Source organism: Corynebacterium sp. KPL1818 (assembly GCF_000478135.1).
Classification (GTDB): Bacteria; Actinomycetota; Actinomycetes; order Mycobacteriales; family Mycobacteriaceae; genus Corynebacterium; species Corynebacterium accolens.
In genome coordinates this window covers 53845-76566 of sequence record NZ_KI515760.1, presented here as the reverse complement: position 1 = coordinate 76566, position 22722 = coordinate 53845, and the positions used below count along the sequence as shown (strand labels likewise).

Below are 22722 nucleotides of genomic sequence, written 5' to 3'. Positions count from 1 at the left end.
CAGTGACTGTATGGCCCTGCATCAATCCCTTCTCGATCTTTCGGAGCTTGCTCCCCATTGCCAGTCTCGGGCAACCGCTCGCGGCTTATTGGCGGAAGCACAAGATGTCTTGCGCAATGCGGTAGCGCACCAGGACGATGAGATTGAATTAGCCAACTGGTTTTCGCGGCTGCTGACAGATATCGTGCGCGCACCAGGCGTGGATGCGGATATCCGCTTAACCGGCGCGGCGGCGCGCGGGGATCAGCTACCCAGCATGCCCATCGAGTGGATGGGAGAAGACAGCGACTTGGAGTCCGTCTTTCGCGATGTCGGGCTAGAGGTACATCAAGCGGCCGATTCCATGGCAGCGCGCGTCGATGCCGGCCTGCCTTTAGGCCGCGGCGGTGAACAAGCTTTGTTGGAGGAGGCGTTGTCCCAGCGTCCGCCTCTGCTCCAGCGCGTTGGGGGTTTGCCCGATCGCAGCGCGGCCGTGGACATTAAGTCCATGCTGTTATCCCCCATCGCCGCCATTGCGCGCTGGGCGGCACCGGGCCCGCGTCCCACGGTCGATCGCCTCGCCATTGGCCAAGAGCGCGGGATGCTCACCGCGGAGGACGCAGAGACCCTCGACCTTGCGTGGCGCACTGGGTATTCGGTAGAAATGCGCCGCTGGTACGACAATGTGCACGGCCGTGAATCCGTCCTGCAAGACCTGCCACCACTGGAGCGCACGGCCTACGGCACGGCCTGCCGCATGGTGTCTGCGACCTTCGAGTCCATCTCCCAACGCACCGCGGACGGCGCACATTAAAATCGCCACAAAGTTTTTGTGGCTACGCATGCGATCCGCGCCGGCGGGCTGCAGGGCTGTAGAGTTGTTGAGTAAAAGCATTTTCTGCTGAGAGAAAGGAGGCGTCCGCCGCATGTCAGGAAACGTCGGTAGGCCGCGTAAACATAGCCCCCGCCGCAGAGGCAATAGCGCCCGGGAAGAGATTTTGGACGCCTCCTCAGAGTTATTTACCACCCAGGGCTTTGCCACAACGTCGACTCACCAAATTGCGGACGCGGTAGGCATCCGCCAGGCATCGCTGTACTACCACTTTCCTTCCAAGACGGAGATTTTCCTCGCGCTGCTTAATTCCACCATCGAGCCTTCGCTGGAGCTTGCCGATGAGCTGGTGGATTCCGATGCCGAGCCGGAGCAGCGCCTGTGGTCCCTAGTCGCCGCGGAATCGCGCCTTCTGCTCACCAGCGGTTGGAATGTCGGCCGGTTGTACCAGTTGCCGGTGGCCAATTCGCCGGAGTTTTCGGAGTACCACAGCTCCCGCGAGCGGCTGCAGAGCCACTTCCGCACCACCGCCGCCGCCATTGTGGGCGATGCGGATCCGCGCATCGAATTGCCCTTCCACATCGCGCTATCTGTCATCGAGATGCGCCCCAATAGCGGCACGCCTCCCTATGCCGCGGCCCAGTCGGTTCCGGAGACTGCCGCCATGCTTGCCGATGCCGCCCTTGCCGTCCTCGGCGCCACCGTCCCCGAGGACGCCGAAGCCATGACGCTTGAGCTGCTAAAGAACCGCAATGACTCGATCTCTGCGGCTGCGGCGGCGGCAGCGGACCGCAAAAAGAAAAAGTCTCGCTAACCTATTCCTTGTGGCATCGTTAACCGCTTCCTTGTAGCGTCGCTAACCACTTACTAGTGGTTAGCGTTGCCAGGAATCATCAAAGTCCGCGGTGGCAGCCAAGCCGCCGCCCTCGCGCACGCTAATGCCGCTGGGGGTTACGACGATGGTCGAGGGCGAGGCGTCCACGTAGTAGTTACCGCCGTCTTGGCCAATGATTGACCCAGTAAATTCGCCACCAAAGATGGTCGAGCGGTACGTCAGGACGTTTCCCTGGTTCTCACAGATAATGGCCCTGCCGTCAGGGCCTTTGCCGGCAAAGACGACGCGTTCATAACGGTGGCAATTGGCGTAGGTATTGGTATCGGTCCACCCGTATTCACCTAGGCCGTCGATGAGTTCATTTCCGCCGCCATTAGTGGTCTTCGGCGGCTGTGCCTGTTCTTGTTCGGTCTCGGTCACCGTCACCACGGGTGGTTCTTTCTTTTGGGTTTCCGGGGACTTTGTCGCCGTAGAGGTTTCTTCGGTGGAAGTCTCCGTCGTACTTTCGACGGTGGTCATGCCGCCATCGCCGGAAAAGTCGGGCTGATCCCCATCCGTGCTACTGCTGCAGGCGCTTAAAACGATGCCCGCGGTCGCTACCGCGCCGAGGTGCAGCCCCCAACGCAAACGAGGAGTTAATTGAAAGTGCGGCATGATAAGTCCTTTCTCATAAGCCGGAAGTGGGGCTAACAAGCTGGGGTGGGCCAAGCTATTTCGGCCTTGGAGAGATCGAGCGCCATGCCCGAAAGTAATGGTTGGGCGGAGGCGTACTGACCATCCGGGGCCGAGGCGATGAGTGCTACCGCCACCTCGCGTCCGCCGATGGTGGCAAGACCCATCTGCCGCACATCATAGCCGCCGGCGATATCTGGCCCCCAGCCGCCTTTGAGGGCGGCACCCTCTAGGTTACGCAGGCCATAGCTTTGGGCGGGGTCGGGCGTAGACATCGCGGTGAGGATGGGTTCGGCACCGTTGACGCAGCGCAGCTTTGCCATGAACGCGGCCTGGTCGCCCACGCTCCACTGCGTTTGCCCGAAGGCGCTAAATTCCGGGCGGGTGACCTGGCTTTGGACCTGGGTGGTGGTATCGCCGGTCTCGGCAAGCACTTGTTGCGCGGCCTGGGCGGCTTGCGCTCCGCCGCCGAGCGCGTCCCAGGCGGATTGCGCCGCCGCATTATTGGAATAGGTAATCGCAGATGTCACCACGTCGGGGCCGATGAGCCCTGCGCGATGGGCGGCGATGAGCACCGGCACCTTGGAGGTCGACCATGCGGTTTCGGGCGCGGTGCGCCCGGCGGCATGGTGGTGGTGCCATCCGATACCGCGATGCCTACATTCCCGTAGTTGGCGGCGATACGGTCGAGTTCGCGCTGCAGGTCACCAACCACAGCCGGCCCGCCATCTTCGGCAGCTTTCGCGGCATCGGATTGGTCATCGGCCTGCGCAGCCTCATCCTGCGCTGCGGAATCGCGAGGGCTATCCGCCGTATCCGCCCTATCCGTCGCGCTCTCCGTAGAGCGCGGCGTCGCCTGCTTGGCGATGCCCGGCTCGGATCCCGTCTCCTGCTCGCCCTGCCCGCACGCGCTAAGACACAGCGCCCCCGCCACAAGTAGGCCGCCGAGCGCCATGCGCTTCGGTGCAGTACGCCTCGGCGCGGTGCGGGTGGGTGCGGGCATAACGAGGTTCCTTAGGTTTCAGGCGCTATCGCTAGTGAGCGAAGTGGCGCGTTCCAGTGAGATACATCGTAACACCAGCGGCCTTAGCTGCCTCGATAACTTCTTCATCGCGGATGGAGCCGCCGGGCTGGACAACGGCTTTGACGCCGGCATCGAGAAGCACCTGCAAGCCATCGGCAAAGGGGAAAAAGGCATCGGAGGCGGCGAAGGAGCCTTGGGTGCGGTTGGTGGCATCGGCAAGCGTATTGGCGCGCTCGACCGCAAGCTTGGCGGAATCCACGCGGTTGACCTGGCCCATGCCCACGCCCACGGTCGCATTGTCCTTAGCCAGCAAAATCGCATTGGACTTGACCGCGCGCACCGTGCGCCAGGCGAACTCGAGCTGAGCCAAGTCCTCGTCACTCAGGGCTTCGCCCGCTGCTAGAGTCCAGTTTTCGGGCTTATCGCCCTCGGCCTGGTAGGTATCCGGCTCTTGGCGCAGCACGCCGCCGGAGATGTACTTGCGCTCCTCGCCTTGTTCCTCTGACTCGGCCAAAAGCACGCGCAGGTTCTTCTTGCTCTGCAGGATCTCCAGCGCCTTATCCTCATAGGCGGGCGCGACGATGACCTCGGTGAAAATGCCCTTGACCTGCTCAGCCATCTCTACGCTGACCTCGCGATTGACAGCGATGACGCCGCCAAATGCGGACATTGGGTCACAGGCATGCGCCGCGCGGTGGGCCGCAGCGATGGACTCATCCGATACGGCGATGCCGCACGGGTTGGTGTGCTTGATAATCGCCACGCAGGGGCGCTCGTGGTCCCAGGCCGCGCGCCAGGCAGCGTCGGCGTCCTGGTAGTTGTTGTAGCTCATTTCCTTGCCGTTGAGCTGCTTGGCATTGGCCAGGCCCTTGGTGCCAATCCGGGTGACGGTGGCGGCCTGGTGGGAATTCTCGCCGTAGCGCAGCGAGGTGGTCTCCTCGCCATCGCTGAGCTGGTCAACGAACCATGCGGAAACCGCCGCATCGTAGTTAGCGGTGTGAAGGAAGGCATCGCGAGCGAGGCCACGGCGCTGGTCAAGGCTAAATCCACCCTCTTCAACGGCCTGGGTTACCTCGCCATAGCGCGCCGGATCTACGACCACGGCAACGGACGGGTGATTCTTGGCCGCCGCGCGCACCATGGAAGGCCCACCGATATCGATCTGCTCCACGCATCCATCGAAGTCCGCGCCGGAGGCGACCGTTTCCTGGAAGGGGTACAGGTTCACCACGACGAGCTGGAAGGGCTCTACCTCAAGCTCGTTGAGCTGCGCCAGGTGGTCTTCCTTGCGGGTATCCGCCAGGATTCCGGCGTGCACGCGCGGGTGGAGCGTCTTGACGCGGCCTTCCAGGCACTCGGGGAAACCGGTGAGCTTTTCTACCGGGGTGACCTCGATTCCCAGGTCAGCAATCTTCTTGGCGGTGGAGCCGGTAGAGACGATCTCTACGCCTGCCTTATCAAGTGCGCGGGCCAGATCCTCCAGCCCCGTCTTGTCGTACACGCTAATGAGTGCGCGCTTTACCTGCTTGCGGTCTTCGCTCATGAGGAGGATTAAGCCTTTCGAAAAGTCTTAGTCTGCGAGTTGAATAAAAAGTTCCTCGCCGCGGGGCTGCGCCGCGCGCAGCACATCGACGATGAGTTCGCGCTCTACCTTTTTAATGCGTTCGTGGAGGCTGGCCTCATCATCATCTGCCCGCACGGCCACCGGCCGCTGCGCAATGATGGAACCGGTATCCACGCCCGCGTCCACGAAATGGACGGTAGAACCTGTGACCTTCACGCCGTATTCCAACGCATCGCGCACCCCGTGCGCGCCCTTAAACGCAGGCAATAACGCCGGGTGGGTATTGATGGTGCGGCCTTCGAAGCGGCGGAGGAAGCCTTCCCCCAAAATCTTCATAAAGCCTGCAGAAACAACAATGTCTGGCTGGGCAGCATCTACTGCATCAGCCAGACATGTATTCCATTCGGCACGGTCCGCACCCATTTCCACGATCTCGGTATCGATACCGCGTTCTCGGGCGCGTTCAATACCTCGACACGGTTTATCCGCAACCACCTTCACCACTTGGTATCGCTCATCCTGGGCTTCCAAGATGGCTTGCAAAAGCGAGCCCGTCCCAGAGACAAGCACGACAACTCGTAGGCGGTCAGTAGCTGCAGTAGCGCGTGGTGGCATCGGTGAAGTCACGCGCTATAGCCTAGTCCCTCTTCCCGCTTTCAGTAGAATCTGCCGCGTCAGGCTCGCCCTCATTTGCGTCCTCTTCCACGAGTTCGCCTTCCAGGATCTCGGGGTCTTCAGCCGCTTCGCGCTCGCTGTTTTCCGATGCCCCTTCTTCCCCACCATCGCCCGCGGTACTTTCCGCGTCATCGTCGTCGGTGTCTTCGACGACCTCCCCTTCGATGACCTCGTCGGTGCTGTCTGCGCTGCCCTTGGATTCTACGGCAGCGTCATCGTCGTCGGCTGCGTCGTCCGCGTCATTCGCTGCTGACTCGGAGCCCTCACCGTCGCCAGATTCCGAATTATCCTCGTCCTCGTCCGTTTTGCTCTCGTCCGAATCGGCATCAACATCGTCGCCGTCAGCCTCGTCGGCCTCGGCCTTGTCCGCATCAGATTGTTCTGCGTCAGCGGTGTCCTCGGAAGCGCTATCTTCTGCCGACTCTGCAGCGTCTTCTGAATCCTCTTCGGAGGCCTCCGCCGCCGAAGAATCCGCTTCAGTTGCGCGGGCGTCGCGCCAGTTCATAAGCGCAAAGGCTGCCGCGACAGCCAAGCCCACGACGGCGATCCACAGCGCGGCGAGGCCAGCAGCGGTCCACAGGTGCGGGCCGGTGTGGCCGTAGTAGCCCAGCGTGCCGCTGACCAGATAGCACGCGAAGAACGTGATGACCGCGGTAGCCACCGTGGCTGCAAGCACCTTCTGGAAGGACGGGCGCTTCTTGTACAAGGACATCGTCGCCGCGATGAGGGGAACCACCATGAACACGACCGCCCAGCCGGGCGAGGACGCCGGGATGCCACCGGTAATGGGCAGCGGCGGCAGCGGAACAAGATGGGTGCTAAAGAGGCTGACCTGTGCCTCCCCTGACGAAAACTCCGAACCAACAAGCACTGCCCCAGTGCTGACGATGGCGTTGGGAATATACAGCAGGCTCAACAGGATGAGGGTGAAAATGCCCAGCCCAGTGATGGACGGATATTCATCCATCATCTCCCCCTGGCGCGAGAAGTTCACGATGAAGATGAGCACGAAGACCACGGTCGCGCCAATGGCGAGGTAGGCGAGGTAGCGCAGGGCGATAAGGGCGGCATCGACAAGCAGCGGCGGGGCACCATAGCGCTTGGCCAAGGCGCGCCACAGGCGGGTACCCATGCCGGCTGCCATCGCCGCTAGGTGCACGACGATGACGCGAGCAAGCGCAGCAGCGAGGTTCGGCGGGGATACGTCGAAAACCTTGCCGGCATCCCACAACATCACCCAGGCAATGCAGGTCAATGCCACGGGAACGCCCACCACGCAGGCGACAAGAATCGCCAGGTCCTTCACGCTGACTTTGTGTTTTACCGCGGCGCGCACGCGCACCGCCACCACCGTAGCGAGGATGAGGGCGGGCAAGGCTGGGAGGAACGACAGGTCCACCCCGGCCGCAGATACCGGCGCGAGGTTAAAGACCATCCACGCTTCCGCCACGATGGTCGGCAGCCACGCAAGGGGCGAGCCAAAAAGCAAGAGCGCGCCGAATGCGAGCGCCACAATAATAAGGACGACAATAATATTCGGCAGGGCCGCCGACATGAATAATTGGCGGATGCGCCCCGCCTTCGTCAGCGGGGCCGGCGTGCGACGGGCCTTCGCCTTCGACCCAGCTTTGCGGGCGACGCGTTCTGCGGAATTATGCGGCTTCTGCGTCGCGGTGGCGTGGGGTGCACGTGGGGCGCGCTCTGTCTGCACTGTCCGGCCCCGCGCCTGGCTACGCGGGCGGGGCGTTGACCGAGATTGGGGGCTGGTGTTTTTGTTCATCGGCGTCCACTTTGCCACCTTTTGCCCGCGGTAGCGGGGTGGCGCGACGAGGCGCCTCCAAAATCACCGTGGACTTGTTCAGTAACTACTGTAGACATATATATAAGGAATAAAGTTTTAACTCTTATCCCCCACTGGTCACAGTAATTACATACCGTTGCATTTCCATGGCAGGACGTTACAGTGCACTATTACAGCTTCGGGGCTACCGCGGGGGCTTGGTTTTAAGAGATTTATATCGCACTATGCGCCACAACTTTCCATAACGTGCCTGCATGTAGGCTTATTCCAGACCGGCGCGAGAAAAAATTCATTTTTGGCTTGCTGTTATCTTTTTGAGACGCTACTGTTACATCTCGTTGGTAACAAGAAGGTCACAATCTCGTAACTAACCCAGAGACGGTGTAACGCTCTTTTTGAAGATTGTGAAAGACACGAAAGAAGATTTAATGCGAAGCAAAGTTCAGCGTGGCGCCGGCCGCCATCGCAAGATTGTCACCTCGCAGACCACCAAGGGTCGTATCGCTGTCATGACCGTTGCAGCCGGTGCCGTGTCCACCGCCGGCGTAGGCGGCGCAGCTGCCGCTAACGTTGAATCCGACAACGCCGCATCTTCCACCACCACGACGCAGTCTGTTGACTACAAGCTTGCCGCTGATACTTCCGAGGTCAACAACGCCCCAGCCGGCTCCTCTGATGCTGCACCGCAGATCCTCAACGTGGCTGAGGCAAAGCCGGTTACTAATCTGGTTGACCAGCTGAGCAAGTCCATCCAGGCTTCCGCTGACCGCGCCGCCGAGGACCTTGCCGCTCGCGCCCCTTCCATTGCTCGCCCCGCTGAAGGCGCCTTCACCTCCGGCTTCGGCCCGCGCTGGGGTTCTTTCCACTCCGGTGTGGACATCGCTAACGCCGTTGGCACCCCTATCCTTTCCGTCATGGACGGCACCGTTATCGATTCCGGCCCAGCCTCCGGCTACGGCCAGTGGATTCGCATCCTCCACGATGATGGCACCATGACCGTCTATGGCCACATGCAGACCCTCGACGTTGCCGTGGGCGAGCACGTGCACGCCGGCCAGAAGATCGCCGGCATGGGCTCCCTGGGCTTCTCCACCGGTTCCCACCTCCACTTCGAGGTTCACCCGAACTCCGGTGACGCCGTTGACCCACAGGCATGGCTGGCCGAGCGAGGCATTCAGCTCTAAGAGCCTTCTTTCCTTCTTGTTAAAGCGCCGCAGAAGCTATCTGCGGCGCTTTTGCTATGCCTAGCCCCCAATATAAGCCCCACTCGCCCGCAGCCTCCGCAACAAGACCCCTCGTGCGGAGCCACAGCCCCACCTTCGTCCCGCCAGAGGCGGATCTCTGCGATTGAGATAATTCTACCCCCAAGACGGTCCAAAGAGCGTTAGAAAGCCGCACAGCCGCCCTCCAGGGCCAATATGAGCCCCTAGGGTCCACATAGTCGCCCAAGCCTCCACATCGCGGGATTAGGGCCCTCCATTCGCCCTGAGCGCCGTTACACCGCACGAGAGCACATACACGCGGTACCGGGAATTATCACCGGGTGCGCGCCGCCATAAACGAGCCGCTAATGCAGGCCTCAAAATATCCCCACCGGCTGCCAGTGAAGTCCAGCATCCAGCCTTGTCGCAGGTAGATGGCAGTTTTCTAGCCTGGTGCCAATAACCCCCTCTCCTCACCCCCGACAGTCACCCCCAGAGCTTAAACCAGTACTTCAAACCCGCAACTTTGGCCACTTTCGTAACACGCGCAACAAGCTGGCATGTTCGAAACTTTTCGAATAAACGCCTTTTCTACCAGCATTTTTACAGATTGCGCGGCCTCTATGGGCAGGCTAACTTTTAACTCGTTGCCACAAGCGAACGCCAAATGGGGTATTTCCATTCCTCGGCGTGTCGCAGAGGGCAGTTGAAAGACGCCAAACCTTTAAGGTTTGCGCGCCTCGAGACCATGCACAGCCATGAAAAGGACTTAAACTATGAAGCGCATGAACCGCGCACGCAGGAATGTAGCGCTAAGCATCGTTACGCTTGGCACCGTTTTTGCTACCGGCACCTCCGCTTTTGCTGCTGATCCAGTGGCCAGCGTGGACGTTTCCAATGGCTCCTCTGAGCCGCAAGCAACCAACGTTGATAACGCGGGCGTTATCGACGCCGCCGTCGGCTTCGCAAACGCCGCCGCCGGTGTACTCACCGGCAAAGACGTCCCGGAATTTAGCCCGAACGAATCCGGCGGGATCAACATCATCTTGGACCCCTCCTCCGTTCCTGGCCTACGGGAAGCCTTCGCTCCCGAGGGCGACCGCTCTGGACTGACCCCGCAGCGCAGCCGCGATGCTGCCGGCAATACGGTGGTCTTTCCCACCTCCGGCACGTTGACCTCCGGATTCGGTATGCGCTGGGGCGCGATGCACAACGGCATCGACGTGGCTAACCCAGTCGGCACCCCGATCTACTCCGTCATGGACGGCACGGTCATTAACTCCGGTCCGGCACAGGGCTTCGGCAACTGGATTCGCATCCAGCACGTCGATGGCAGCATCTCCGTCTACGGCCACATGTCCGCCAGCTCGCTGCGCGTGAACGTGGGCGACCACGTTTCTGCGGGCGACCACATCGCGGACATCGGCAACGAGGGCCGCTCCACCGGCCCACACCTGCACTTCGAAATCCACCCAGGTGGCGGCGCGGCCGTTGACCCAGTGGGCTGGTTCAACGAGCGCGGGATCTCGGTCTAGAGCTTTTCCATCGGCACACCACCGATGAGCATGAGCCGCACCTTGCCGGAGGAACCAAAGTCCACGGTCACCGTGGCGCGGGCACCGGAACCGGCCGTTTCAATTACGGTTCCGAGCCCGTACTTGGCGTGGTTGACGCGGTCTCCCACAGCAAGGTTGAGGTTCTTATTCTTCGGCATGGAATTAGCTGCAGGTTGGCGAGTGCGTTGCGAAGGGGAAGACGTAGCGCGCTGGCCAAACCCAGCACCCCCACCACCGGAATAGCCGCCACTAGAACCGCGGCGATAGCTCCGGCCATACTGATAGTCGTCGGCTCCCCAGGAACCGGTGAGGTCACTATCGGAATCCTCTCGCCGCCAGTCGATGAGATCCTCTGGGATCTCGGCGAGGAAGCGACTGGCGGGATTGGTTACCGGATTGCCCCACGCAGAGCGCAAGATGGCGCGGGTGAGGTACAACTTTTCGCGGGCGCGGGTGATGCCCACATAGGCCAGGCGACGCTCTTCGCTTAATTCCTTCGGGTTACCCAGTGAGCGCATGTGCGGGAATTGGCCGTCCTCCCAGCCAGCGACAAAGACGACGGGAAACTCCAAGCCCTTGGCCGTATGCAGGGTCATCATGGTCACTACCCCAGTCTCAGAATCCGGGATCTGATCCGCATCTGCGACCAGGGAGACCTTTTCCAAAAAGGCCTGCAACGAGCCCGGCGCGGCTTCGCCTTCTTCTAATAGCTCATTGGGATCGACCGCATCCGCCCCGGCAGCGGCCAGCTGGTTGGCGGCCTCCGAGGTAAATTCGCGGGCCACGGATACCAGCTCATTGAGGTTATCGAGGCGCGCGCCATCCTGCGGATCATTGGAGTTTTCCAGCTCCGCCTTATAACCGGTGGCATCCAGGATGGCGGTGAGCAGTTCGCCCAAATCGGGCTGGCCGGTCACCTCATCGCGCATACCTGGGATTTGTGCGCGGATGCCGTCCATCATGTCGTTGAATTTGGTAACGGCATTAACGGCGCGGGTGCCAAGACCGGGGACGTCGCCCCGGGGGACATCGGCAAGCGCCTTGCCAAAGCTAATCCCCTGGTTTTCCGCGTGCAGGGCAATCTGGCCCTGGGCCTTATCGCCGATGGCGCGCTTGGGGACGTTGATGATGCGGCGCAGACTCACCGTATCGTCGGGGTTATCCATAATGCGCAGGTAGGCCACCATATCGCGGATTTCGCGGCGCTCGTAAAAGCGCGTCCCGCCAACGACCTTATAGGGGATGCCGGAGCGAATGAAGATATCCTCCAGCGCGCGGGAGGCATTATTGGTCCGGTACATCACGGCGATATCGGAATAGCTGTGGCCCTTATCCGCCAGCGCATCAATCTCCGCGGCGATAAAGCGGGCTTCATCGTGTTCGTTATCCGCCACATATCCCACGATGGATTCGCCATCGCCGTGCGCGGTCCACAGGTTTTTCTCGCGGCGGTTCTCGTTTTTCGCAATCACGGCATTGGCCGCGTTCAAGATGGTCTGCGTGGAGCGGTAGTTTTGCTCCAATAAGATGGTGTGCGCCTGCGGGTAGTCGCGCTCGAATTCCTCGATATTGCGGATGGTGGCGCCGCGGAAGGCATAAATGGACTGATCGGAATCACCCACCACGCACAGCTCTGGGGCATCGGGACCCAACTCGCCCTTGCCCACGAGCGCTGCAACCAGCGCGTACTGGGCGTGGTTGGTGTCCTGGTATTCATCAATGAGCACGTGCTTAAACCGCCGACGATAAAACTCCACCACCTGGCGGTGCTCGGTGAAAATGCGCACTACTTCCCCGATGAGGTCGTCGAAGTCCACCGCATTGGCCGCGCGCAGGCGGCGCTGGTACTCGGCGTAGACTTCCGCCACGGTGGTCTCAAAGGGGTTCTTGGTCTGCTGCGCCTTGTCGGCTGCCTCGGCCGGGCCCACGAGCTCGTTTTTGTGGTTGGAGATCTGGTTGGCCAGCACGCGCGGGGTGTATTTCTTCAGATCCAACTGCATGTCCTTGGCAATCATGGATAGAAGCCTGCGGGCATCGTCGCCATCATAAATGGTGAAGTTGGTATTAAGCCCCGGCACGAGCTGGGCGTTCTGGCGCAGGATGCGCACGCAGATGGAGTGGAAGGTGGATACCCACATGCGCTCGGCCACCGGACCGACCAGGGAACCCACGCGCTCCTTCATCTCTGCGGCCGCCTTATTGGTAAAGGTAATGGCGAGGATTTCCCACGGGTTTACCCCGCGGTGGCGCATGAGGTACGCGATGCGGCGGGTAAGCACCGCGGTCTTGCCAGAACCCGCGCCGGCGACAATCAGCAGGGGCCTGCCGGTATGGGTGACCGCCTCTAATTGCTGTGGATTCAAACCTTGGGTTAAAGGATCGGATTCCGCGGGCCTAGGCGTGCTGCCAAAGGGGTTCTGCTGCTCGGGCTGGCTAGGGGCGAAGCCGCCGCGGGAAGCAGCACCGGATACGGGTTCGCGCGGGGTAGAAGTTGGGCTAAATGGAGAGTTATTCGTCATAATGCCTACCAACCTACTAGCCCCACCGGACATGGCCCGTATTTGCGGCATACCCTGCGCTTTCTAAATACCCGACCAAGTGGCACAATAAGGGACCATGACCGCTGAAGATAATGAATCCATCGTTGACAATGGCTTGGATATCCGCACGCCCACTGGCACGGATGATCCCCTATCTGATGCGGAAATCCAGCAGTATCGCGAGGAAATCAACCGCCTTGACCAAATCATCTTGGATGCCGTCAAGCGCCGCACCGAGGTCTCCCGCGCGGTGGGTCGCACCCGCATGAGCTCCGGCGGCACGCGCTTGGTGCACACCCGCGAGATCGCCATCCTCAATGAGTTCCGCGCGGAACTTGGTGAGGAAGGCCCCACCATCGCCTCTGCCCTGCTGCGCATGGGGCGCGGCCGCCTGGGCTAAAGCCACCACTCAACCCCTCGGATTAATTACGAGCTCACCCATACTATGCAGTACGCTTTCGGGGCATGAACGCAGTACTCATCGCCGTCATCGTCATGCTCGCGCTTGCCCTCCTGCGCGTGCACGTGGTGGTGGCGCTTTTCATCGGTGCAATCGTCGGCGGCCTCCTATCCGGCATGGGCCTCGATGCCACCATGGTTGCCTTCCAGGACGGGCTCGGCGGCGGCGCCAAGATTGCCTTAAGTTATGCCCTCTTGGGCGCCTTCGCGATGGGTGTTGCCTCCGCCGGGCTGCCGCAGATCTCGGCCAACTTTCTCATCGCCAAGCTCGGCGGCACCGGCGAATTAGATCCCAAGGCCGCGGCCACCACCAAGTGGATGCTCGTTCTTGGCCTTATTGCCATGGCCGTGATGAGCCAGAACCTCATCCCCGTCCACATTGCCTTCATCCCGCTGCTTGTCCCGCCGCTATTGGCGGTGATGAATAAGCTCAAGCTGGATCGCCGCCTTATCACCACGTGCCTGACCTTCGGCCTTATCACCACCTACATGTTCATTCCGGTGGGCTTCGGGTCCATCTATTTGAACGATATTTTGCTCTTCAATATTGAAGAGGCGGGTCTGGATACCTCCACTATCAATATTATGCAGGTCATGGCCATCCCGGCCCTGGGCATGCTCGCCGGCCTGCTCATCGCCATCTTTTTCAGCTACCGCGCCCCACGCGAGTACGAGGACCGGCCCATTGCCGCCGAAGAGCACCAGGAAACGCCCTCGCGGTATAAAATCTGGGTTTCCATCCTGGCGATTATCGCCACCTTCGCCGTCCAAATCATCATGCAGGCGCTCGATTTCGAGTCCGATGGCCTGCTCGTCGGCGCCCTGACCGGCCTGGGCATCTTGCTCATTTCCGGCGCGGTGGATTGGAAGCACGCCGATGACGTATTTACCAACGGCATGAAAATGATGGCCCTTATCGGCTTTATCATGATCACCGCGCAGGGCTTTGCCTCAGTCATGACGGCGACAGAGGAAGTCGGCCCGCTTGTCGATGCCACCGCCAACCTCTTTGGCACCAATAAGTTCCTCTCCGCAGGCGCCATGCTCTTGGTCGGCCTAGTGGTCACCATGGGCATCGGCTCGTCCTTTTCCACCCTGCCGATTATCTCCGTTATCTACGTTCCCCTGTGCGCCTCGCTCGGCTTTAGCCCCGCGGCCACGGTGGCGCTCATTGGTACGGCAGGCGCGCTTGGCGATGCCGGCTCCCCCGCCTCCGATTCCACCCTCGGCCCCACCGCCGGCCTCGGCGCCGATGGCCAACACGATCACATCCGTGACTCCGTCATCCCCACCTTTATCCACTTCAATATCCCACTTCTAATCGCCGGCTGGGCGGGCGCGCTCATGCTCTAAATGCCACACTTCTCACGGTGCCGTTGGCACTCATTCTCGACTACGGTGGGAGGGGTACACATTGCCAATGCGCTCGTCGCCAGAAAGGCCAATTGCCATGGATATCACCGCATCGCCCCAGTGGAAAGACCTGGTCAAGGTATTTGAAGATAAGCAGGACATGCTCCTGCGCGATCTCTTCGCCACAGACGCGAACCGCGCCGAGAACTACACCTTCGACGCCGCGGGCCTGCACGTGGATTTATCCAAAAACCTCATCGATGAAGACGTCCTCCAGCACCTGGTCGAGGTAGCCCGCGCCGCCGACGTGGAAGGCCGGCGCGATGCCATGTTTGCAGGCGAGCACCTCAACAACACCGAGGATCGCGCCGTGCTGCACACCGCGCTGCGCCTGCCGGTAGAAGATGACCTGCACGTCGATGGCCAAGATGTCGCCGCCGATGTCCACGAGGTTTTGGGCCGCATGCGCGATTTCGCCACCGCCCTGCGCTCCGGTTCCTGGTTGGGGCACACCGGCCACACCATCAAAAAGGTGGTCAATATCGGCATCGGCGGTTCCGATCTCGGCCCCGCCATGGCCGCACAAGCCCTGCGCTCTTATGAGGTGGCCGGCATTTCCGCGGAGTTCGTCTCCAACGTGGATCCCGCCGATATGGCCGCCACCTTGGACGGGCTCGATGCCGGCTCCACCCTCTTTATCGTCTCCTCCAAGACCTTTACCACCCAGGAAACCCTGACCAATTCCCACGCGGCCCGCCGTTGGCTCATCGAACAATTCGATGGCGATGAATCCGCCGTAGCCAAGCACTTCGTGGCCGTATCTACCAATGCGGAGCAGGTGGAGAAATTCGGCATCGATACGGATAATATGTTCCCGTTCTGGAATTGGGTGGGCGGGCGCTACTCCCTCGATTCCGCCATTGGCCTATCTTTGATGTGCACCATTGGCCCGATGGACTTCATGCGCTTGTTGGAAGGCTTCCACGCCATGGATGAGCACTTCCGCACCACCCCGCTAGAGCGCAATGTGCCCGTACTCATGGGCTTGCTGGGCATCTGGTACACCAATTTCTTCGGCGCCCAAACCCACGCCGTGCTGCCCTACTCGCAGGACCTCGGCCGCTTCCCGGCCTACCTGCAGCAGCTGACCATGGAATCCAACGGCAAGTCCGTGCGCCGCGATGGCACCGCAGTGACCACTGGGCAGACCGGCGAAATCTACTGGGGCGAGCCGGGCACCAACGGCCAGCACGCCTTTTACCAACTCATGCACCAGGGCACCCGCCTCATCCCAGCGGACTTCATCGGCTTTGCCCGCCCCAAGGAGGACTTCCCCACCGCGGACGGCACCGGCTCGATGCATGACCTGCTCATGGGCAATTTCTTCGCCCAAACCAAGGTGTTGGCCTTTGGCAAGACGGCAGAAGAAATCGCTACCGAAGGCGTTGAGGAAGACCTCGTGCCGCACAAGGTCATGCCGGGCAACCGCCCCACCACCACGATTATGGCCGAGGAGCTTACCCCCTCCACCCTGGGCGCGCTCATCGCGCTCTACGAGCACATCGTCTTTACCCAAGGCATCATCTGGGATATCAACTCCTTCGACCAATGGGGCGTGGAGCTGGGCAAGCAGCAGGCCAATGACTTGGCCCCCGCCGTCTCCGGCAGCCAAGAGGTAGATTCCGGCGACCAGTCCACCGATAAGCTCATCGGCTGGTACCGCGCCAACCGTTAGCTCCGGCCCGTGCCCGGGTCATGCGCCCCAGGCTCTAGCGTAAAAGTGTCCAAAACAACCGCGTTCTTAAAAAAAATGCCCTCAAATTCAGACAAACGCGGTTGTTTTGGACATATTCGTGCCTAAGCACCACAGATCACTAAAGCGCCCAGCCGCGAAGCAACATGTCGCTTCGGGCCAGGCGCTTTCAAACTAGGTGAATTTACAGCTTCACCATGGGCTGCCAGCCGGCCGGGATGCTCTTCGAGCTAACAACCTTGCGTCCGAAGGGGAAGCAGGTCACTGGAATCATCTTGAGGTTGGCCCAGGCAACGGGGATACCGATGATGGTAATCGCCTGGATGACGGCGGTAACGACGTGGCCGATGGATAGCCACAGACCAGCGATGACGAACCAAATGACATTGGAGATGCCAGACATCCCGCCGGTGCCCTTGCGGGGCTCCACCACGGAGCGGCCGAATGGCCACAGCGCGAACTGGCCCATGCGGAACGAGGCCACGCCCGCCGGAATCGTCACGATGAAGATGCAGGCGATGATGCCGAAGAGGAAGTAGCCCAGCGCAAGAACGATGCCGCCGGAGAGTAACCAGATGATATTAAATACAAGATTTAGTAGTGATCGCATGCCCGCCAGCTTAGCGCGAAAAGCGTAAAGGAACCTTAGAGCGGCTGGCAGTGCGGGCAGAACCAGATGATGCGCTCTAATTCGCCCTCATCCCCGCCGCGGTCAACGCCGCCCAGGGAATCTTTCTGAATAATGGTGCCGCAGCGCCGACAGCGCTTGCGGTTGCGCCCAAAGACATAGGTGGTCTCCCCGGCGCGGCGCACGCCGGTGGTCACTCGGATGGGCGAGTTCCGGTTGGTCCACATGATGCGCTTGCCGATGTCCAATACCTGTTCCACATCCACCTCTGCCACCGGGGTTGCCGGGTGCACGCCGGCGAGAAAGCAGATTTCGGCGCGGTATTCATTGCCAATGCCTGCCACGATCTTCTGGTCCAAAAGCGCCGTGCCGATGCTGCGCTCGGGTCGCGCGCGCAAACGGCGCACCGCCTCTTCGCGATCCCAGTCGGGGTCCAAGATATCCGGGCCAAGGTGGTTGATGCGGCTAAAGTACTGATCCGCATCGAAGATATCGACAAAGCCCAACCAGTGGCCTACGAGCTCAATATCGCGCGGTGAATGGGACAGTTGCAGCACGATGCGCGCGCTATGGCCGGGCTTGCGCCAGCAGTCACCGGCGTAGTGGATGGCCCAGGTGCCCTCCATTTTTAGGTGGGTATGCACGATGGTCTGGTCGAATTGCATGAAGAGGTGCTTGCCATAGGGCCACACGCGCTCGCAGATGGTGCCGGTGAGGTTAACGGTGGCGTGCTGCGGCACGCGGACGGAACAGCCGGTGACCTCACGCCCGGTCATAAACTGCAGGCGGCGCGAAAGTTGTAGGACGGAATCGCCTTCGGGCATGGGAATGGCCTCCTTCCGTCGGACTCAGACACAGTGGCCCCACCAAAATACACCTGCGGGCGGGTAGCGCTAGCGGCGGTATCCGCCGCGCGGGCGGAAGCCACCAGAATTGCGAGGTGGCGGAGGCGGAGACGGATCGTCGAAGCTGAGTTCCTCGATAGCTTCGGAGGCACGCCTGCCGCCGCGCAGGCCACCGCTCGAGCCACCCCTTGAGTTGTCCGGTGAGCCGTCCCGCCCCCCGCGGCGCGGAACGCGCGGCGGCGCAGCCTGCCCGGCAATGCGCACGCCCTTCGGGGTGATTCCGCCCCCCAGCGAGCGCAGGATGCTAGCCGCCGGGGTGTGATGGATGGGGTTGCCATTGCACTTCTCGATCACCAGCGGCGACATGTGCCCGGCGGCGATGAGTTCTGTGAGCGCGGATAGGAGGCGGGCGTAGACGTCGGTGGTCTCTATCCCGTCGGGAAGGGCGTCGATGAACGTGGTCAAGGTCTTTCCGCCGCGGGTGAGGTGGGCAATAGGGAGGCCATCGCAGAGCACGACCAGTGCCCCGGCGGAGCGGGCCGGCCCGCCGGTAGCCTTGCCGTCGGCATCATCGCGTTGCGGCCAAGGCAACGCCGCGCCGTAGGGGTTGGCGGGGTCCACGGCGGCGAGCACGAAAGTCTCTGGATCGGTGGTGCCGGACGGCCAGCCGGTGACATCGGGGGAATCCGCCAGGCCGCGGAGGCGATCGATAATGGCCGGGGTGGAAAACTGCGCCGCGCCGAGGTCCTCGATGACATAGCCACGCATGGCCTTGCCGGATTCCTCAAAGCCGGAAAGCACCTTATAGGCCAGCGCGAAGCCGCCAAGGACGTCTTCTGCCACCACGGAACCGCGGGTGACCACGCCGTAGCGATCCAGCCAGGCCTCGCCGTGCGCCACGGACCGCGAGGTGGCGTCCTGGGCGGCAGGCACCGCCAGCGACCAGCGGCCGAGCATATCGGGCGGGGTCTGGCCGGCTCCTCCGTTGGCGTTCTGGGTCTGGGCAAACGAGGTGCGGCCCATGCGCAGCCGCGAGCGCGTGGGGCGCCGCTTGGAGCGGTGGGCCGTAGAACCGCGACTGGCGCGGGAGGCGCCGCGCCCGCCTGCCGATAAGCGCGTGCGGATGGGAGCGAAGGAATCCGGGCTGGCCAGGCCCATTTCCACCAGCCCCCAAAGGGCCTCGCGGGTTTCCTCGGCGGTACCGGGGACCTCGGCGGCGATATCGGAAAAGAGGAAGCCGCCGCCGCGTTCCAGCACGCTTATGATGGAGCGCTGCAGCATGCTTACGCCCTCCGGATCGGTTTCGGGGGCGAGCTGGGCGGCGTACTCGGCAGGTAGCAGCATTACCCACGGATCGGCGGCCCCGGCCTTTCCGGCGCCGAGGATCATCACCTCGCCATTGGCGGTCAGTTCATCCAGCATGCGGGGCGAATAATCCCCCACGCGGGCGGGCAGAATGATGGATTCCCAGGCAGAGGCCGGCAGGCGCACCCCGGCGAGCTGTTCGATAGCGGAAAATACGCCATCGGCACCGCGCAGCGCGGGATGCTTCCCGGTAGGCGCGATGCCATGCCACTCCGGGAGGAAGCGGGCGAAGGCGGCACCAGAGACCGGCTCGGTATCCGCGCGCGCAGCGGCAAGCGAGCGCGAGCGGATGGTCTTTAGAACCTCGGCGGCGCAGTACTCTTGCTCCTCTATTCCCTGCCGGTAATGGCCCTCCACAATCGAATTCAGGCCGGCCAGGGTGGTGTGTGCTGCGGACACGGAAATGCCGAAGGCGGCGGTTAAATCCGCGAGCACGAACGGGCCGCGGGTGCGCGCCCAGCGGCTGATGAGCTGTGGGAGGGCATCGGCAAGCGTGGCGACCTGGGCGGGGACGCCGGGAGGAATGGGGACACCGAGGGCATCGCGAAGCAGCGCCGCGTCCTGGGACTGGGCAAGGTGCTCGCGCCCGCCGATGCGCACCCGCATAATCCGCGAGCCCAGGTTATCCAGGGCGGCCAGGGGAACATCCGTATGCTCGCCCAACTCCTCGACCGGGATGGGGCCCAGCACGCGCAGGAGATCCGCGACTTCCTCGGTGGTGCGCGCCCGGCGCGAGGGAGCGGTGCGCTGCAGCTGGGCATGGACCTCATCGATGATCGCGGGATCCAAGAGCTCGCGCAGCTCCACCGTGCCCAGCAGCTTGGCCAGAAGCGCCGGATCAAGGGCGAGGGCCGCCGCCCGCTTTTCCGCCAGCGGGGAATCGCCCTCGTACATGAAGGCGCCGGTGTAATTAAAAAGCAGCGAGGAGGCAAAGGGCGAAGGCTGATCCGTGGTGACCTCCGCGATGCGCACGCGGCGGTGCCCCAGATCGCGCATGACCTCCTGCAGCGCCGGGACATCGTAAACGTCCTGCACGCACTCGCGCACCGTTTCCAAAATAATGGGAAAGGACGGGTACTTGCGGGCAACATCCAAAAGCTGTTCGGCGCGCTGGCGCTGCTGCCATAGCGGGGCGCGCTTGCCGGGATTGCGGCGGGGCAAAAGCAGCGCGCGGGCCGCGCACTCGCGGAAGCGGGAGGCAAAAAGGGCGGAATTGCCCACCTGCTCGGCTACGACATCGGCAATATCGTCGGCGTCGAAGGCAAAAATGGTGCCATCGGGATCGGCCTCGCCCTCGGGCAGGCGCAGCACGATGCCATCATCGCCGGCCACCGCCTGCGGGTCCATGCCGGTGCGCTCGCCCACCCGCGCGCCTACCGCCAAGGCCCAGGCGGAGTTGACCGGCCGGCCAAAGGGCGTGTGCAGCACCACGCGCCAGTCCCCCAGCTCATCCTTGAAGCGCTCGAGCACGAGCGTCTTTTCATCCGGAATAACCCCGGTGGCCTCCTGCTGTTCGCGCAGGTAGGACAAGATATTGCTGCGGGCATTCTCATCAGCATCCGCGATAATGCTCGGGTCCGTATTTACCTCGCGGCGGTACTCGCCCAAGGCCTGGCCCAGCTCATAGGGGCGCCCGGCGCCATCGCCATTCCAAAATGGTAGCCGGCCCGTATGCCCCGGCGCGGGCGTGACTAGGACTTGGTCGCGGGTAATCTCCTCGATGCGCCAGCTGGTCGCGCCCAGGGTAAAGACATCGCCCACGCGGGATTCATAAACCATCTCCTCATCGAGCTCGCCCACCCGGCGCGGGGCCTTCCCGGATTCCCCACCGCTATAGAGGAAGACGCCAAACATTCCCCTATCCGGGATGGTGCCACCACTGGTCACGGCCACGCGCTGCGCCCCCGGCCGCGGGGTCATCACGCCGGATACGCGGTCATAGACCACGCGGGGTTTTAGCTCCGCAAAATCCGTGGATGGGTACACGCCGCTGACCAGGTCGATCACGGAATCATAAACCTCGCGGGCCAGTTCGCGGTAAGGATGGCTGCGCTTGACGATGTCATACCAGTCATCCGCGCTTAAGCCTTCCTCGCCCGCTGCGGCCACCGCCGCCACGGTCTGCTGCGCGAGCACGTCCAGCGGATTGCGCGGGGTATGCATCGTCTCGATCATGCCGCCACGCATGCGCGAAACCGTCAGCGTGGACTGCACCAGGTCCGCGCGGTGCTTGGGATAAAACGCGCCGTGCGAGACCGCGCCCACATGGTGCCCGGCGCGGCCCACGCGCTGCAGGCCCGAGGCCACCGAGGGCGGCGATTCCACCTGCACCACCAAATCCACCGCGCCCATGTCGATGCCCAGCTCCAGAGAGCTCGTGGCCACCACGGCCTTCAGCGTGCCTTCCTTCAACATTGTTTCCGTCATGGCGCGCTCGTCCTTGGACACCGAACCGTGGTGCGCCCGTGCGATGACCGCCGGCGCCTTGCCCGCAACGTGCGAGTGCGCCATCAACTGGGCGGGATCGCGCCGGGTTTCCGGCGAGAGCGAATCCGGGTCATATTCCTGCGCGTATAGCTCGTTAAGCCGGCTGGTCAGGCGCTCGGCGCTGCGTCGCGAATTTACAAAGACCAGCGTGGAGCGATGCGCCATGATGTCCGCGTAGAGGTCTTGGGTAATAAACGGCCAGATGGAGTTCGCGGTGGGCAGCGCGGTGTCTTCTTCCCCGCCGAAGTCCTCCCCGCCGAATTCTTCCCCGCCGTCGCCGCTGCCTTCCGGCCCGCCGGTAATGCCGATGGCATCATCGACGGTGAGCTCCCCGATGGTCGAGCCCGCCTCCGGCGTAGGAAGATCCGACATATCCTCTACCGTCACGCGCACATCCAAGTCCCACTTCTTGTGCGCTTCCGGCGCCACGATTTCCACCGGGCGGTTGCCGCCTAAGAAATCCGAGACGGCCGAAAGCGGGCGCACCGTGGCAGAAAGCCCGATGCGCTGAAAGTCACCGGCAATTTCTTGCAGGCGCTCCAGCGTCAGGGCGAGGTGCGCGCCGCGCTTGGTGCCGGCCAGTGCGTGGATTTCATCGATGATGACGGTATCGACGGTTTTCAAAATCCCCGCCGCCTTTGAGGTCAGCATCAAATATGCCGATTCCGGGGTGGTAATGAGGATATCCGGTGGCTTGCGCACCTGCCGGGAGCGCTCTGCCGAGGGTGTATCGCCCGAGCGCACGCCCACGGAAATATTCGGTGCCTCCAGGCCCAGCTTTTCCGCGGTGCGCGCAATGCCGGTTAGCGGCGCCCGCAGGTTATTTTCCACATCCACGCCCAGCGCTTTTAGCGGCGAGATATACAGCACCCGCACCCCGGTGGCGGAGCCTGCGGCGTTTCCTACCGGCAGGGCCAGTTGTCCTTCGCGCTCCACCAGGTTATTCAGCGCCCATAAGAACGCCGCGAGCGTCTTACCAGAACCCGTGGGGGCAACCATCAGGGCGTGATCCCCGCGGGAAATCTTGTCCCAGGCCTGGGCTTGTACCGCGGTGGGAGCGGCAAAAACGTCCTGGAACCACCGCGCCACTTGGGGGCGAAAGCGCTCGAGGATGTTTTCTGGCATGACCACACTCTAGTCCCCGTTGTAATG

At 62.2% G+C, this 22722-nt stretch carries 17 protein-coding genes; 7 read left to right on the top strand and 10 right to left on the bottom strand.

Features of this window, described 5'->3' with window-relative positions:
• The first annotated feature begins 10 nt into the window (after nt 1-10).
• Together HMPREF1261_RS09920 and HMPREF1261_RS09915 are read left to right on the top strand one after the other, a co-directional pair.
• The gene (locus tag HMPREF1261_RS09920) at nt 11-793 is read left to right on the top strand and encodes a putative nucleotidyltransferase substrate binding domain-containing protein (protein ID WP_023030853.1); all 783 of its coding nucleotides are present in this window, start codon (nt 11-13) and stop codon (nt 791-793) included.
• A 112-nt stretch (nt 794-905) separates the two neighbouring features.
• A complete protein-coding gene (locus tag HMPREF1261_RS09915; RefSeq protein WP_023030852.1) occupies nt 906-1625 on the top strand; it encodes a TetR/AcrR family transcriptional regulator in 720 nt (239 codons plus the stop codon).
• A 60-nt stretch (nt 1626-1685) separates the two neighbouring features.
• Here the strand turns inward: HMPREF1261_RS09915 and HMPREF1261_RS09910 are convergent, their stop codons facing one another.
• Genes HMPREF1261_RS09910 through HMPREF1261_RS09890 form a run of 6 tightly spaced genes read right to left on the bottom strand, consistent with a single transcriptional unit; the run spans nt 1686 to nt 7292 of the window.
• The gene (locus tag HMPREF1261_RS09910; RefSeq protein ID WP_023030851.1) at nt 1686-2300 is read right to left on the bottom strand and encodes a hypothetical protein; all 615 of its coding nucleotides are present in this window, start codon (nt 2298-2300) and stop codon (nt 1686-1688) included.
• Nucleotides 2301-2332: 32 nt separating this feature from the next.
• Nucleotides 2333-2893, bottom strand: coding sequence for a hypothetical protein (locus HMPREF1261_RS13080; RefSeq protein WP_023030850.1), 561 nt, complete (start codon nt 2891-2893; stop codon nt 2333-2335).
• Nucleotides 2845-3321, bottom strand: coding sequence for a hypothetical protein (locus HMPREF1261_RS13075; protein ID WP_023030849.1), 477 nt, complete (start codon nt 3319-3321; stop codon nt 2845-2847). The genes HMPREF1261_RS13080 and HMPREF1261_RS13075 overlap by 49 nt, the downstream gene beginning before the upstream one ends.
• Before the next feature lie 31 nt (nt 3322-3352).
• Nucleotides 3353-4885: a bifunctional phosphoribosylaminoimidazolecarboxamide formyltransferase/IMP cyclohydrolase gene (gene purH / locus HMPREF1261_RS09900; RefSeq protein ID WP_023030848.1), complete on the bottom strand. Its 1533-nt coding sequence runs from the start codon at nt 4883-4885 to the stop codon at nt 3353-3355.
• A 27-nt stretch (nt 4886-4912) separates the two neighbouring features.
• Nucleotides 4913-5521 carry a phosphoribosylglycinamide formyltransferase gene (gene purN / locus HMPREF1261_RS09895; protein WP_198012733.1) on the bottom strand — a complete coding sequence of 203 codons (609 nt, stop codon included), beginning with the start codon at nt 5519-5521 and terminating at the stop codon, nt 4913-4915.
• A gap of 22 nt (nt 5522-5543) precedes the next feature.
• Nucleotides 5544-7292, bottom strand: coding sequence for a DUF6350 family protein (locus HMPREF1261_RS09890; RefSeq protein ID WP_084538550.1), 1749 nt, complete (start codon nt 7290-7292; stop codon nt 5544-5546).
• A gap of 518 nt (nt 7293-7810) precedes the next feature.
• Between HMPREF1261_RS09890 and HMPREF1261_RS09885 the strand changes: the two genes are divergently transcribed.
• Together HMPREF1261_RS09885 and HMPREF1261_RS09880 are read left to right on the top strand one after the other, a co-directional pair.
• Nucleotides 7811-8566: a M23 family metallopeptidase gene (locus HMPREF1261_RS09885; RefSeq protein WP_023030846.1), complete on the top strand. Its 756-nt coding sequence runs from the start codon at nt 7811-7813 to the stop codon at nt 8564-8566.
• A 794-nt stretch (nt 8567-9360) separates the two neighbouring features.
• Entirely contained in the window at nt 9361-10119 is a 759-nt protein-coding gene (locus tag HMPREF1261_RS09880; RefSeq protein ID WP_005279895.1) for a M23 family metallopeptidase, read from the top strand.
• On the opposite strand, the gene pcrA is transcribed toward HMPREF1261_RS09880, so the two are convergent.
• Entirely contained in the window at nt 10116-12659 is a 2544-nt protein-coding gene (pcrA, locus tag HMPREF1261_RS09875; RefSeq protein ID WP_023030845.1) for a DNA helicase PcrA, read from the bottom strand. The two genes, HMPREF1261_RS09880 and pcrA, sit on opposite strands and share 4 nt — an antisense overlap.
• Before the next feature lie 97 nt (nt 12660-12756).
• On the opposite strand from pcrA, the gene HMPREF1261_RS09870 reads away from it, so the two are divergent.
• The 3 genes from HMPREF1261_RS09870 to pgi all read left to right on the top strand — a co-directional run bounded on the left by HMPREF1261_RS09870 (nt 12757) and on the right by pgi (nt 16227).
• On the top strand, nt 12757-13080 hold the full coding sequence (locus tag HMPREF1261_RS09870; RefSeq protein WP_005279891.1) for a chorismate mutase: 324 nt from the start codon (nt 12757-12759) through the stop codon (nt 13078-13080).
• Between the two features lie 65 nt (nt 13081-13145).
• A complete protein-coding gene (locus HMPREF1261_RS09865; RefSeq protein WP_005279889.1) occupies nt 13146-14492 on the top strand; it encodes a Na+/H+ antiporter family protein in 1347 nt (448 codons plus the stop codon).
• Between the two features lie 97 nt (nt 14493-14589).
• Nucleotides 14590-16227: a glucose-6-phosphate isomerase gene (pgi, locus tag HMPREF1261_RS09860; RefSeq protein ID WP_034658342.1), complete on the top strand. Its 1638-nt coding sequence runs from the start codon at nt 14590-14592 to the stop codon at nt 16225-16227.
• A gap of 202 nt (nt 16228-16429) precedes the next feature.
• On the opposite strand, the gene HMPREF1261_RS09855 is transcribed toward pgi, so the two are convergent.
• From HMPREF1261_RS09855 to HMPREF1261_RS09845, 3 genes are all read right to left on the bottom strand, one after another.
• Nucleotides 16430-16855 (bottom strand): YccF domain-containing protein, encoded by a 426-nt coding sequence (locus HMPREF1261_RS09855; protein ID WP_023017610.1) that lies wholly within the window; start codon nt 16853-16855, stop codon nt 16430-16432.
• A 35-nt stretch (nt 16856-16890) separates the two neighbouring features.
• Nucleotides 16891-17697, bottom strand: coding sequence for a DNA-formamidopyrimidine glycosylase family protein (locus tag HMPREF1261_RS09850; protein ID WP_023030843.1), 807 nt, complete (start codon nt 17695-17697; stop codon nt 16891-16893).
• Between the two features lie 69 nt (nt 17698-17766).
• A complete protein-coding gene (locus HMPREF1261_RS09845; RefSeq protein ID WP_023030842.1) occupies nt 17767-22695 on the bottom strand; it encodes a DEAD/DEAH box helicase in 4929 nt (1642 codons plus the stop codon).
• Nucleotides 22696-22722 lie beyond the last annotated feature (27 nt).

Coding starts and splice junctions, on each gene's coding strand:
- HMPREF1261_RS09920 (WP_023030853.1), top strand. CDS start 11: ATGGCCCTGCATCAATCCCTTCTCGATCTTTCGGAGCTTGCTCCCCAT.
- HMPREF1261_RS09915 (WP_023030852.1), top strand. CDS start 906: ATGTCAGGAAACGTCGGTAGGCCGCGTAAACATAGCCCCCGCCGCAGA.
- HMPREF1261_RS09910 (WP_023030851.1), bottom strand. CDS start 2,300: ATGCCGCACTTTCAATTAACTCCTCGTTTGCGTTGGGGGCTGCACCTC.
- HMPREF1261_RS13075 (WP_023030849.1), bottom strand. CDS start 3,321: ATGCCCGCACCCACCCGCACCGCGCCGAGGCGTACTGCACCGAAGCGC.
- purH (WP_023030848.1), bottom strand. CDS start 4,885: ATGAGCGAAGACCGCAAGCAGGTAAAGCGCGCACTCATTAGCGTGTAC.
- purN (WP_198012733.1), bottom strand. CDS start 5,521: ATGCCACCACGCGCTACTGCAGCTACTGACCGCCTACGAGTTGTCGTG.
- HMPREF1261_RS09885 (WP_023030846.1), top strand. CDS start 7,811: ATGCGAAGCAAAGTTCAGCGTGGCGCCGGCCGCCATCGCAAGATTGTC.
- HMPREF1261_RS09880 (WP_005279895.1), top strand. CDS start 9,361: ATGAAGCGCATGAACCGCGCACGCAGGAATGTAGCGCTAAGCATCGTT.
- pcrA (WP_023030845.1), bottom strand. CDS start 12,659: ATGACGAATAACTCTCCATTTAGCCCAACTTCTACCCCGCGCGAACCC.
- HMPREF1261_RS09870 (WP_005279891.1), top strand. CDS start 12,757: ATGACCGCTGAAGATAATGAATCCATCGTTGACAATGGCTTGGATATC.
- HMPREF1261_RS09865 (WP_005279889.1), top strand. CDS start 13,146: ATGAACGCAGTACTCATCGCCGTCATCGTCATGCTCGCGCTTGCCCTC.
- pgi (WP_034658342.1), top strand. CDS start 14,590: ATGGATATCACCGCATCGCCCCAGTGGAAAGACCTGGTCAAGGTATTT.
- HMPREF1261_RS09855 (WP_023017610.1), bottom strand. CDS start 16,855: ATGCGATCACTACTAAATCTTGTATTTAATATCATCTGGTTACTCTCC.
- HMPREF1261_RS09850 (WP_023030843.1), bottom strand. CDS start 17,697: ATGCCCGAAGGCGATTCCGTCCTACAACTTTCGCGCCGCCTGCAGTTT.
- HMPREF1261_RS09845 (WP_023030842.1), bottom strand. CDS start 22,695: ATGCCAGAAAACATCCTCGAGCGCTTTCGCCCCCAAGTGGCGCGGTGG.